The sequence below is a fragment of the Nostoc sp. 'Lobaria pulmonaria (5183) cyanobiont' genome (genome assembly GCF_002949795.1).
GTDB lineage: Bacteria > Cyanobacteriota > Cyanobacteriia > Cyanobacteriales > Nostocaceae > Nostoc.
The window spans coordinates 4,594,133-4,606,305 of sequence record NZ_CP026692.1 but is presented as its reverse complement, the minus strand read 5'-3'; the positions used below and the strand labels follow the sequence as shown (position 1 = coordinate 4,606,305).

11 protein-coding genes are annotated in these 12,173 nt (G+C 40.7%); 5 read left to right on the top strand and 6 right to left on the bottom strand.

Annotated elements, in window-relative coordinates; all coding sequences use genetic code 11:
* Window positions 1-70: 70 nt before the first annotated feature.
* Window positions 71-1,510 (bottom strand): RtcB family protein, encoded by a 1,440-nt coding sequence (locus NLP_RS20275; protein WP_104907962.1) that lies wholly within the window; start codon window positions 1,508-1,510, stop codon window positions 71-73.
* A gap of 420 nt (window positions 1,511-1,930) precedes the next feature.
* Between NLP_RS20275 and NLP_RS20270 the strand changes: the two genes are divergently transcribed.
* The 3 genes from NLP_RS20270 (at window position 1,931) to NLP_RS20260 (ending at window position 4,870) form a co-directional block, all read left to right on the top strand.
* Complete coding sequence (locus NLP_RS20270) at window positions 1,931-2,125, top strand: heavy-metal-associated domain-containing protein (RefSeq protein ID WP_094350009.1); 195 nt, start codon at window positions 1,931-1,933, stop codon at window positions 2,123-2,125.
* 182 nt (window positions 2,126-2,307) lie between these two features.
* Window positions 2,308-4,623, top strand: coding sequence for a heavy metal translocating P-type ATPase (locus NLP_RS20265; protein ID WP_104907961.1), 2,316 nt, complete (start codon window positions 2,308-2,310; stop codon window positions 4,621-4,623).
* A gap of 19 nt (window positions 4,624-4,642) precedes the next feature.
* Complete coding sequence (locus NLP_RS20260; protein ID WP_104907960.1) at window positions 4,643-4,870, top strand: hypothetical protein; 228 nt, start codon at window positions 4,643-4,645, stop codon at window positions 4,868-4,870.
* A gap of 6 nt (window positions 4,871-4,876) precedes the next feature.
* Here NLP_RS20260 and NLP_RS20255 read toward each other — a convergent pair whose 3' ends face one another.
* Entirely contained in the window at window positions 4,877-5,302 is a 426-nt protein-coding gene (locus NLP_RS20255) for a heavy metal-responsive transcriptional regulator (RefSeq protein WP_104907959.1), read from the bottom strand.
* Window positions 5,303-5,820: 518 nt separating this feature from the next.
* On the opposite strand from NLP_RS20255, the gene NLP_RS20250 reads away from it, so the two are divergent.
* The gene (locus NLP_RS20250; RefSeq protein WP_104907958.1) at window positions 5,821-6,909 is read left to right on the top strand and encodes an aromatic ring-hydroxylating dioxygenase subunit alpha; all 1,089 of its coding nucleotides are present in this window, start codon (window positions 5,821-5,823) and stop codon (window positions 6,907-6,909) included.
* Window positions 6,910-7,523: 614 nt separating this feature from the next.
* Here NLP_RS20250 and NLP_RS20240 read toward each other — a convergent pair.
* Together NLP_RS20240 and NLP_RS20235 are read right to left on the bottom strand one after the other, a co-directional pair.
* Window positions 7,524-8,198, bottom strand: a complete 675-nt coding sequence (locus NLP_RS20240; protein WP_104909951.1) for a hypothetical protein — start codon at window positions 8,196-8,198, stop codon at window positions 7,524-7,526.
* Between the two features lie 94 nt (window positions 8,199-8,292).
* A complete protein-coding gene (locus tag NLP_RS20235; protein ID WP_104907956.1) occupies window positions 8,293-10,287 on the bottom strand; it encodes a heavy metal translocating P-type ATPase in 1,995 nt (664 codons plus the stop codon).
* A gap of 576 nt (window positions 10,288-10,863) precedes the next feature.
* Here NLP_RS20235 and NLP_RS20230 point away from each other — a divergent pair.
* Window positions 10,864-11,244, top strand: a complete 381-nt coding sequence (locus NLP_RS20230) for a hypothetical protein (protein WP_104907955.1) — start codon at window positions 10,864-10,866, stop codon at window positions 11,242-11,244.
* Between the two features lie 283 nt (window positions 11,245-11,527).
* Here NLP_RS20230 and NLP_RS20225 read toward each other — a convergent pair whose 3' ends face one another.
* Both NLP_RS20225 and NLP_RS20220 read right to left on the bottom strand, forming a co-directional pair.
* Window positions 11,528-11,824 (bottom strand): hypothetical protein, encoded by a 297-nt coding sequence (locus tag NLP_RS20225; RefSeq protein WP_158680477.1) that lies wholly within the window; start codon window positions 11,822-11,824, stop codon window positions 11,528-11,530.
* 36 nt (window positions 11,825-11,860) lie between these two features.
* Window positions 11,861-12,085 (bottom strand): hypothetical protein, encoded by a 225-nt coding sequence (locus NLP_RS20220; RefSeq protein ID WP_104907953.1) that lies wholly within the window; start codon window positions 12,083-12,085, stop codon window positions 11,861-11,863.
* Between the last annotated feature and the right edge of the window lie 88 nt (window positions 12,086-12,173).

The following is a 12,173-nucleotide window of genomic DNA, read 5'->3' as shown; positions in this document are numbered from 1 at the left end:
ATACTCTTGAACTGCATTTAGACAAATCTAGGTGCAATAATTAATTGCCTTTGATTAATTCACAATCTACTTACGCCTTAAACGTCAACACCGGACTCAATCGCGCCACAACATCTACCATTTCTGCTTCAACCTGCACATCAATCACAGACTGAATCGGTTTGTAGGCAGCAGGTGCTTCCTCAATTCGGCGTTCTTCACGCAGGGTGATGCAGTCTACCCCAGTTAATCCCAGTTCTGCTTCACTTTGAGATGCACCTTTACGACTGAGATCGAAGCGAGAACGAATTCTTCCCGCTCCATGTGACGCCGAATTACAAAATGCTGTATTGCCTTTACCCACCATCAGATAAGAATAAGCACCCATTGAACCAGGAATAATCACTGGTTGACCTGTATAAGCGGGACAAGCGCCCTTGCGTGTTACCCATCCCTGACCTTCTGGTAAGGTGATGTTATGCGGCAAGTCATAAACTAGAGGTGCTTCCACATCTTTGTATACTTCCCGCAAACGCAGACGTAGCAATTCCGCTAACAGCAGGCGATTGATAAAGCCATAGTTAGCAGCAGTGGCTTCAGCTTGCAGGTAACTGGCAACTAGTTCAGGGTGAGAATAAGTAGAGAGAGGAAAAATCTGAGAATCAGGGTACTTTAGACCTTTCTGCCAAGTCGCCTTAGCTTTATCTCGCCACATTCCCCCGATATACTTACCCACGTTTCGAGAACCAGAGTGAATCATAAAAGCTAGCTGTCCCTCACGCACTCCCCAGGCATGGGCAAGCGGGCGATTTTCGACTTTATCAACCCGTTGCACTTCGACAAAATGATTGCCGCCGCCAATGGTTGCCAGTCCGCCATCGCGTACTAGTCCAGCATCGGGAACTAATTCTTCAGGCGCAAGTTTCCAGTTACCATCCATTGAACCACCTAAGAAGATGCGATCGCTCTCTTGGGCAAGTTGTTGCAAATCAGACTTGACTACACTCCCCGTAGGCTGGTCTAGCATGGTATCCAGCCAACCGGGAACTCCGTACTGAAATAGCGATCGCATTGCGTGAGCAGTCATCGTCATGTCACGTGTACCGAAGAAGTAATCGCCCTTCATCCGTTCTACGAATTGGTCGCGCTTTGTCAGGAATTCCTCAATTGTCAAATCAACGATATGCAGGCGCATTCCACAATTGATGTCAGAACCGACAGCACCAGGAATGACTTGACCCACAGTTTCTATGACTGAACCAATGGCAACACCCGCATCACCTGGGTGAAAGTCAGGCGTAGCACAGGCACGACAAACGCATCCACCTGACGGGTGACGGACGCTTGCTAAATTTGCTAACTGCTTCAATGCCTTAGCTTCTACGGGGAAGTTTTCAGGTAGTAGTACTTCTGCTACAAGGGCATCAGGAGAATTAACTAAACGAACTGAATAAGTGCGATTGTTATAAGTTACATCCAAACCTTGCCGCTCTAAAGCACGCAGGAGACGTTTGAGATTTTTTGGCTGCATGAAAACTCCAAATAAGGTCTTAAAAAAGACCTCTTGTTGTGAAGAGATGAGGAGACTTGGGTTCAGCAGCCGCGTCTCAATTAGTGCAGAAGGTCATTTTCCCAGAACTGTGGGGAAAACAACAGGTTAATTCTGACTAATGTGGTTATATAGCCTTAATAACACACAGTTTCATCGGATGACAAGTGTTTTGTAGTACGTTGTATTTTTTATGGGCAACGGTTACTCAGCCAAACCAAAGTTGTAAAGAAATTTGAAGTTTAAGGAAAAACTTTTTAAAATCTCTAGACTCTCCAGCCGGCTGGAGAGTCTAGGATAAATTCAAGGCGACTCTCTTTCCAGTTATTTCTGACGTGTGAGGGATACGTCTCAGTCATCCAGCTCGATCTGGCTAAGTTGTTCATTTTATCCCGTAAATCTATGACTCTCCAACTCACAGTTCCCAACATGGCTTGTTCTGCTTGTGCAAGCACCATCACCAAAACACTTCAGGCAGTCGATGCCAATGCTAGCGTTCAGGCCGATCCAACAACCAAGCTTGTCAGTGTAGAAACTCAAGCATCAGAAACAGCAATTAAGGAAGCGTTAGCTGCTGCGGGTTATCCAGTTGCTTAATTTTTAACAAAACAGGAGGCAGAAGGAATAATGCTCTGGAGCCTCCTGCCGCGTTAAGTCCCCAATCAAAATTTATGATTTGGTGGCTTGGAATTAGATGGAGTTGAAAACAACAGATAATATAACCTGCCTCCTGCCTCCTTCACGCTCCTCTCACACCAATCACAGGGGTTCATCTATTTATGGATACTCTCACACTCAAACTTCGAGGCATGAGTTGTGCCGCTTGCGCCAACAACATCGAAAAGGCAATTCGCTCTGTTTCTGGGGTAATTGACTGCAATGTTAATTTTGGAGCAGAGCAAGCTACCATCAAATACGATCGCTCTCTAACCAATTTAGAGAAAATCCAAGCTGCGATCGCTGCTGCGGGATACTCTTCTGACTCACTCCAGGAAGAATTGCTCTTTGAAGAAGATGATGCTGAGAAAGCAAGTAGGCAAGCATTACAACGCCAACTCTCCCTCAAGGTAGCGGTAGGAGGTGTAATTAGCATTTTCCTACTTTTAGGATCGTTGCCCATGATGACTGGGCTAAATTTACCCTTAATTCCAAGTTTTCTTCAGAATCCTTGGGTGCAGTTAGTGCTGACAACACCCGTAATCTTTTGGTGTGGTGGATCTTTTTACCGGAATGGCTGGAAATCCCTCAAGCGCCATACGGCGACGATGGACACGTTAATTGCTTTGGGTACAAGTGCAGCCTATCTATATTCTTTGTTTGTCACTGTTTTCCCAAAATTTTTTATTGCTCAGGGCTTGATACCTCATCTTTATTATGAAGTTGCCGCCATTGTCATCACCTTAATTTTGCTGGGGCGATTGTTGGAAAATCGCGCTAGGGGACAAACTTCTGAAGCCATCCGCAAACTAATTGGACTGCAAGCCAGAGATGCCAGAGTCATTCGTGATGGAATAGAAATTGATATTCCCATCGCCGAAGTCAGAATCAACGATGTGATTTTAGTGCGTCCTGGTGAAAAGATTCCGGTAGATGGCGAAGTGATTGCAGGCGCTTCAACGGTAGATGAAGCGATGGTGACGGGTGAAAGTTTGCCAGTCAAAAAGCAGCCAGGAGATGAGGTGATTGGGGCGACGATTAACGGTGCGGGTGCATTTCAGTTTCGGGTGACAAGAATCGGAAATGATACGTTTTTGGCTCAAATTGTCAAACTGGTGCAACAAGCACAAGGTTCTAAAGCACCAATTCAGCGCTTGGCAGATCAAGTGACAGGATGGTTTGTACCAGCTGTGATTGCGATCGCGATCGCCACTTTTGTGATTTGGTTTAATTTCACTGGCAATCTCACCCTAGCCACAATGACAACGGTGGGTGTGCTGATTATCGCTTGTCCTTGTGCTTTGGGTTTAGCTACGCCCACTTCTGTAATGGTGGGGACGGGCAAAGGTGCAGAAAATGGCATCTTGATTAAAGGTGCTGACAGCTTAGAACTAGCACACAAAATTCAAACTATCGTTCTAGATAAAACTGGCACCTTGACTCAGGGGAAACCGACAGTTACAGACTTTGTAACTGTCAACGGCACGGCTAATGGTAATGAAATCCAGCTTTTACAATTAGCAGCAACGGTAGAACGCAATTCTGAGCATCCTTTAGCTGAAGCGGTGGTGAAATACGCCCAGTCTCAAGAAGTAAGTTTAATAGATGCAAAAAACTTCGTGGCTAATGCAGGTAGTGGTGTGCAAGCAGTTATTGCAAATCAGCTTGTGCAAATTGGTACACAACGCTGGTTAACAGAACTTGCAATTAACACCATGAGTCTCCAGCAATATAAAGATGCTTGGGAAGCTGCTGGTAAAACAGTTATTTTGATTGCTGTAGATGGCGAACTACAAGGAATAATGGGTATTGCTGATGCCCTCAAACCTTCATCCGCAGCAGTGGTGAAAGCCTTACAAAAGTTAGGTTTAGAAGTAGTAATGCTCACCGGAGATAATCGTAAAACTGCTGATGCGATCGCTCTACAAGTTGGCATCCAGCAAATCTTTGCCGAAGTGCGTCCAGATCAAAAGGCGGCGATTATTCAATCTTTGCAAGGGGAGCAGAGGGGCAGAGGAGCAAGGGGAGAGAATTCTCATAAATTCCCACTCAAAACTCAGCACTCAATTGTCGCAATGGTTGGTGATGGGATAAATGATGCGCCAGCGCTAGCACAAGCTGATGTGGGAATTGCCATTGGTACGGGAACAGATGTGGCGATCGCAGCTAGCGATATCACCCTAATTTCTGGAGATTTGCAAGGAATTGTGACAGCAATTCAACTTAGCCGCGCCACCATCAATAATATCAGGCAAAATCTCTTCTTTGCCTTTATTTACAACGTCATAGGTATTTCTATTGCGGCGGGAATTCTCTTCCCTATCTTTGGTTGGTTACTCAATCCAATTATCGCCGGCGCTGCGATGGCTCTTTCTTCGCTTTCTGTTGTTAGCAACGCCCTCAGATTGCGTAACTTTCAACCAAAAATTAGCTCATAGTTTCAGGGTAATTTAGGAAATGTTCAGTCAAAAAACGCTTTGGGGAAGCCTGATAGCTTTAGTGCTTCTCACTGATACATCAGGTGTAACATTAGCAGAAATGCCAGCCCATCCATCAGAGCAAACCAGCCAATTTCAACGCCTTGAGCAACCTTTAAGCTTGAAAATTGGTGTTGCGATCGCTGGTTTCGCCTTAATTGGAATAGAATTGTGGTGGTTTCTTCTCTATAAAAGTCCTGATTCATGATTGGTATTAGTCCTGAGAGGTGTTTTGAATAATCGGACAAATTATCTTCTCATGATGATCGCTGATATTTTTCCAGCCTGAAAGTAATCCTTTTATTTCAGAGCGCAAAGTTAAGAGCTGATCGATTTGGCGATCGATCTGCAAGACTTTATCTACAAGCTTTTCTTTGATTTCACCACAGGGAGTTTGCCCTTGGTCATAAACTTGAAGAATATTTCCAATCTCTTCTAGGCTAAGACCAAGATTTTGCGCCCTTTTAATGAATGCTAGACGAGTTAGCACATCCAATGAAAACTGGCGAAAGCCTCCCTCTGTTCGTCTTAATGAATTGATTAAGCCTAAACTCTCGTAATAACGAATTGTCCTGATGGGTATTCCAGTTAAGTCTGTTACCTGACCAATTAAAAGCAGTTTTTTATCTTGAGTTAACATAGTAGATTTTTCAACTCTTGTAATTATTATTACATATTTTTCTAATTATTAAGTAAACCTCATCTATGTTGAGAACCGTAGTTTTTGCCCTCACCCTAAATCCCTCTCCCTACTTGGGAGAGGGACTTCTTTCCGGCTCCCCTTCTCCCAATATTGGGAGAAGGGGCTGGGGGATGAGGGTTTTTCTATTCATACAGAACTACGGTTTTCAACGTGGACGCAGTTTAGTTTGATAGTTGAGCAAAATATTGGCATAGGTATTTAAAATTTTTATCTAATTAGAGATTTTACTAAATTTTCAGTTTTCAGATATCTATTTATAATAGATATTTGAAAATTTAGCTGATATTGAATTGGCATGAATTTGACATTTTAATAAAATTTACTCAATAATTTTACCTGATGAATTTTATCCATTTATTGGATAGCTGTTTCTCATGGTACTGAAAGTAACTGTTTTTTTTGAGTTCCCATGTTAATTCTAGATCAACTGCTTCACTTCAAGTGAAACCATAAAAATGAATCTCAACTCGCAGACTTATAGCTCAATCCGTAAACCTAAAATTTTCAATAATCCAGAGCGTTTTATTGAGGGATGGTATTGGGTAATACCTTCTCAAAATCTGCGGGTGGGTGAAGTAAAACCTGTCACGATTTTGGGTAGAGAATTAGTAATTTACCGTGGTAAAGATAAAAGAGTAGTTACCTTAGATGCCTACTGTCCCCACATGGGCGCTCACCTTGCTGAAGGGAAAGTTGAGGGTAATGCACTACGTTGTTTTTTCCACCACTGGAAATTTGATGCTGAGGGGATGTGTATTGATATCCCATGTTTAGATGTGCCGCCTTCCGTAAAGTTACAAACTTGGCCCACTGCTGAAAAATATGGGATGATTTGGGTTTGGACTGGAGAAATACCGCAACAACCTCTACCTTTTGTTCCAGAGTTAGAACAGAAAGAGTGTGATGTCGCCATTCATTCCCACTTCTTACTGAATTGTCACCCCAATGTGGTGATGATTAATGCAATTGATGCTCAACACCTCAATACAGTTCACAAATTGCCACTAGAAATTATTTTTGAAAGACACGAACTGAACGAGAATGCAATTATCTTCAGTAATACTACACCCATCAAAGACAATTTCTTTTTGATTAAGCTCATCCGTCTTTTCTACAAAAATGTCATAACTTACAGTATTTGCTATTGGTACGGTAGCATTGGCATTGTGACAATTGGCCCTGATTTCTTCCATATCCACATGATGGTTGCAGTTCGCCTCTACGAAGGGGGGAAAACTGAAGGTCAAGTTCTGTTGATGACTAAAAAACGTAAAGGAATTTTTGGTTGGTTATGCAATCGAGTTGTCCTATGGCTGACTAAGATTGCAGCTAAATACTTTCTCATGGGTGACATCAAGATTCTTCAAACAATTCAGTTTGATTTGAAAACTCCCATTAAAGCAGATTACTCAATTATGCAGTTTATTAACTATGTTGAAAAACAGCAATCCCTAATGTGGGGGACTTGGCAAGAAATGCGATCGCGCGATGTGGAGAGCAAGCCCAAGCGTGACAGATGGGAAGATACAATGAGTAATGACTAACATCATGTTTATTATGACCAGAAATTCGTCAGACTGCTTGGCCAATTAAATGCACGCGATATCATAACTATTGTCAACAACCTTTGCAAGAAATGAATCATTTGTAGGGGCGTATAGATGTACGCCTCTAGCAATGAATGTTTAGCAGGTATTTTGCAAAATACTATAACACTTAATAAAAGTTAAAATTTTAACAAAGTTACTTTTAATTTTTAATCGATTTTTTATTGGAGTACCAGATAAATAAAAAGAAGTGGCAAAGCCACTTCCTAATTCCCAGGTAGAACCTAAGTTCTGAGTATAACGACTACAAAGAATTGAAATAGTATAAACAAACACCAATTAACTGAATATCTCTATTTTCTTTGTTTATAGGTGAGTAAATTCTGATTTACATACACCAAATAACTGTATATTTACATAAATCTCATGATTGCAATCCAGACTCAATTTTATCCAGTTCATCGCTAAGATGTGCCAGTTCTGTATGTTATCAAGAGGCTGCTGTTCTAATTGAAACTTAACTACTTTACCAGCCTCAAAGCCTCAGTATGAGAACCTTGTCTTCATAGTTACTCTACGCCCTAGCAAGCAAACAGATGTTTAGCATACCACTACTCACTTGGATTCAATATAACGATAATTTCTGCTAGCCTAATTCCCAAAGATTTCCAGTGGGGATTGCTGGAGGGAAAAGTAGCATCCCCAGACACAGCTTGGTAGTCATTGGGGAACTTCTCAGAAGCATTGGGAGCCGTATCTACTCGTAAAATGAGTTTGCCTTGATAACGGGATAATTGACTACTATCCAACAAAATAGTACCGCCATAGTCCCACGCCAATCCATAAAGTTTAAAATTACCTAATTTTTTACGTAATTCGCTCAAAGGGGTTCCCACTCCAATACCTTCGCGGGTTTTCCAAGCTGAACCCAGGTTACGGACATCTAGAGGTTTGGTACGAGTATTATCACTCCAGACTACTAACAGAGAGCACCCCTGATTTAGATTTAACTGAGTAGCTGCAAAACTACCTATTCCTTCAGCACCAGAGATAGTTTTATCAACCAGGCGGGACACACCAAACAGTTTGACTAAATCCTGCTTGGTGGTTTTGCGTGTGATTGGCCCCACTCGTTCTCCAGGAACAATTAAGGTATCTTTTAAGGGTTGCAATTTAGCAACAGTCACTGGATGATTGATTTTCTGGGGTAGTGCAAAGGCTTGGTTTGCTGAATATAGCAGTAAAGCTAAAGTAGCTGTAGCAATGACTTTGATTGATGAATTCATAGGTTCTATTATTGGATAGTAGAACATAAGTAAGAAGTACTCATAGTTTAACTACTACAATTTCCCAATTACAGATTACCGATTTTCAAAAATTTTATTTCATCGCTCTAGTTGCATTTAAAATTGCCAGCATTGCTACTCCAACGTCAGCAAATACAGCTTCCCACATTGTCGCTATCCCTAAAATACCCAATCCAATAAATACACCTTTTATTGCTAACGCAAACCCAATATTTTGCCAAACAATTTTGCGAGTTTTTCTGGCGATTTGGATTGCTTCTGCTACTTTGGATGGTGCATCTGTGACGATTACAATATCCGCAGTTTCGATTGCTGCATCTGAGCCTAACCCACCCATTGCTATACCAACATCTGCTCTAGCAATCACTGGCGCATCATTAATACCATCCCCAATAAAGGCAACTTTACTATGCTTACCAACGGTGCTGAGTAACTTCTCAATGGCATTGACTTTTTCTTCTGGTAATAACTCTGCTTCGTAAGCATCTATGCCTAGCTGTTGAGCAATTCGGGATGCGCTCGCTTGATTATCTCCTGTCAACATTACTATTCTCTCTACACCCATTTGCTTGAGTGCTTGAATAGCTTGTCTAGCATCTTCTTTGATCTCATCAGCAATGACAATATAGCCAGCGTAAATATCATCCACTGCTAGATGAATAACTGTTCCCTCTAACTGGCAATTATCGTGAGAAATCTTCTCTCTATGTAATAGGCGATCGCTTCCCGCTATCACTACCCTATTTGCAATTTTGGCTTTAATTCCATAGCCTGCTATTTCTTCATAATCTCTGATCTCAAATTCATCGGTTTTTCCACCATAAGCCTTGCAGATAGATTGAGCGATGGGATGATTTGAGTGCGATTCTACTTTGGCAGCTAATAGCAGCAGTTCTTGTTCACTCCAGCCATTTAATGGTACTATTTCTACTACTTTGAACACCCCTTTAGTTAACGTTCCAGTTTTATCAAAAACAACTGTATTAACTGCATTTAAAGTATCTAAAAAAGTAGAGCCTTTGACCAAAATACCACGTTTAGCTGCACCTCCCACACCTCCAAAGTAACCTAATGGAATACTGATAACGAGTCCACACGGACAGGAGATAACTAGTAAAATCAGAGCACGATAAACCCATTCAGAAGAAGTTGCACCCGAAATGAATAAAGGAGGTAATATTGCAACTGCTAAAGATGTAAAAACTACTATTGGGGTATAATATCGGGCAAATTTAGTAATAAACTTTTCTGTTGCTGCTTTTTTACTTTTGGCATTTTGCACCAAGTCTAAAATCTTGGCAATGGAAGATTCATCAAATAGTTTTGTGACTCTAATGACGAGCGCACCTATTTTATTTATCGTCCCAGCAAAAACTGTTTCTCCAATTCTTACCGTTCGTGGTACAGATTCTCCAGTTAATGCAGATGTATCAACTTGCGAAGTACCATCTATAATTTCGCCATCTAAGGGAATCTTTTCTCCAGGCTTTACAACGATAATATCTCCAATATTTACTGTTTCTGGCGATACTTTTTTCAGTTCTCCTTCTATTTGGATATTTGCATAGTCCGGGCGTATTTCCAATAATGATTTGATCGAATTACGGGAGCGACTGATGGCAATATCTTGAAACAATTCTCCAATTTTGTAAAATAACATGACTCCGACCGCTTCGGGTAATTTATGAATTGCGATCGCTCCTAATGTTGCTACCGTCATTAAAAACGTTTCATCAAAAACTCTACCTTTGAGTATATTGCGCCCAGCAGTTTTTAAAACACTCCATCCACTTAATAAATAAGCAGGGATGAAAAGCAGATATTCACCTATTGAATAGAATGTATTGTGTAACTGATTTTCAAAAATTACACCCGGTGCATATAAACTTAAAATCATTACCAAAGGCAATAACTCATTTTTTAGATTGAATTCTCCACCGTGGTCGTGATTGTGGTCATGGTTATGATTCTCATCATGATTGTGATTATGAACATGGTTATGATTCTCGTGATGGTCATGTTCACTGTTGCAACAACCTGAAGATTCTGAATGTACTTTCTGCTTCATTTTTCCCTTGTAGGCTAGTAAATTAATTGAGAGATGAGCCTTTTTTCAAATGTAATGAAAAAAAGAAGTTTTTACAAGTTAATATTTTAAGAACGAGAATCTATATCAAAATTATTGCTAAATATATACGCTATCTTTTGGTTAAAATTAAGTTTTATAATCTGGTAGAGATAGCGATAACGGTTCTCAATTGGATAGAATAATCTAAGATATAACTTTTGTTCGTAGTGAGCGATAAATCGCTCTCTATAAGAATTTAAAGAGCTATATCTGCTAATTATGAGGTTTAATCTAAATTAAGCTCTTATACTTACATCAAGCAAACAATCACCATCTTGGGAATATACAGCGGATTTAAATTTGCTGAATTACATAACGTTGCGTCTAAATGCTAGATATCAAGCTTATTTGATTGCTGAATTATGCTGTAGTAAATAATTTCAGATCAAACTTGTGTAGAGATGGAACTTTCTTGGGTAACAAGTGTCTATCTAGCTATTCTCAGGGAAAATTTACTTGAAGTTTGAATGTTAATCGAATACCCTAATCTAGTAGACAATTTTTTCAAGGAAATCTATGAACAAAAAAATTCTCTTGAATTTGCTTTCCACTTCCTCAATTTTTGTATCAATGATGTCTACGCTGGTGGCATTTCATCCTGCCCATGCTAGTGGTAGCATTACACAGCGATTACTGCACACACAAGACGGTCGTACCTGTATTACTAACCCACATGGTGGAAAAGATTTTGTGTGCATTCGAGATTCGGAGAGAAAACGTCCGTATACCTCTACAAGTTCCTCAACTATTGTAACATCAGTATCAGATCGGAATGTTGCCATGTTGAACTTTACTGAAGAGGAAAGCGACGCTGCAATTAGAGTATTTGGCTGCGACTGTCCATTATGTATAAATTCTTTACGTCAGTTGCAGGGTACTGGAAACTTGGTGTACTAAGATTGAATAGCGCTGATAGCGACTATAACTTTTGTTAGATACACGTGATTAATCACGTATAAAAGATATACGAAACCAAAAAAGCATTTTTAACTACGTACCACTACTATTATTTGGTCAAATGTAAATTGATTGTTAGGGCGGTTTGTAGTACTATTTCAAACCCCTTAAATGAAAAACTCCACCCCCTAGTGGGTGGAGTTTTTGGGTATGGGGAATGAGGCATGGGGCATGGTCAAGAATCACTAATGCCCAATGCCGACGAGCAGCTATCCCTCTCCACTTAGAAGCGGATGGAGTTTTTCGCCGACTTTCTATTAAAAATAAAGGTAATATACATCCGCTTTATCATCCCTTGGTAGGGACAGTTAACGATTTGCTGTGCTATTCCTTGAATAGCGGTTGTAATTTCCGGGTAAATTAATGTCTGCCAATCATTACCCTTTGTGAGAAACTTCAACTGGGGGGAAATATCTCCATCCTCTGTGGGGAAAAAGGTTCTGAGGAAATCAGGTGTCATCTCGATATCAACACTTGTGTACTGACCTTTTGGAGTCGCCACTAACATTGTTCGTTGCACGCCGCTACCAGAAATGAGTGTGTATCCTTCCCTAACCTATCCTCCGTATTCGTCTAGACTTTTGCCTGAAGGGGTAACTTTAAATTGCACGGGATGATCCCATTCAGTAATTTTTTTTAGCAAGTCATGGTGAAATTCTATGTCTGTAATACAAAGCGAGAGATTGGGATGCACTTTAATCTCTCGCTCATATCCTTTACCCTCCCAACTAGGCACTTGATAAATAAACTCATCTGGCTCTGGGTTTTGCAGCTTGTTCATTTCAGCTTCTGCCTCTTCCTTGCGGCGCTGTCATGGTAGGTGGTAGAGATTAATCAAACCAAAACTTATTGAGATTAATTATTACCTG

Excerpts from the sequence above, each read along its gene's own strand:
- NLP_RS20265 (WP_104907961.1), top strand. The coding sequence starts at position 2,308 with ATGGATACTCTCACACTCAAACTTCGAGGCATGAGTTGTGCCGCTTGC.
- NLP_RS20230 (WP_104907955.1), top strand. The coding sequence starts at position 10,864 with ATGAACAAAAAAATTCTCTTGAATTTGCTTTCCACTTCCTCAATTTTT.
- NLP_RS20240 (WP_104909951.1), bottom strand. The coding sequence starts at position 8,198 with ATGAATTCATCAATCAAAGTCATTGCTACAGCTACTTTAGCTTTACTG.
- NLP_RS20220 (WP_104907953.1), bottom strand. The coding sequence starts at position 12,085 with ATGAACAAGCTGCAAAACCCAGAGCCAGATGAGTTTATTTATCAAGTG.
- NLP_RS20255 (WP_104907959.1), bottom strand. The coding sequence starts at position 5,302 with ATGTTAACTCAAGATAAAAAACTGCTTTTAATTGGTCAGGTAACAGAC.
- NLP_RS20270 (WP_094350009.1), top strand. The coding sequence starts at position 1,931 with ATGACTCTCCAACTCACAGTTCCCAACATGGCTTGTTCTGCTTGTGCA.
- NLP_RS20250 (WP_104907958.1), top strand. The coding sequence starts at position 5,821 with ATGAATCTCAACTCGCAGACTTATAGCTCAATCCGTAAACCTAAAATT.
- NLP_RS20260 (WP_104907960.1), top strand. The coding sequence starts at position 4,643 with ATGTTCAGTCAAAAAACGCTTTGGGGAAGCCTGATAGCTTTAGTGCTT.
- NLP_RS20275 (WP_104907962.1), bottom strand. The coding sequence starts at position 1,510 with ATGCAGCCAAAAAATCTCAAACGTCTCCTGCGTGCTTTAGAGCGGCAA.
- NLP_RS20235 (WP_104907956.1), bottom strand. The coding sequence starts at position 10,287 with ATGAAGCAGAAAGTACATTCAGAATCTTCAGGTTGTTGCAACAGTGAA.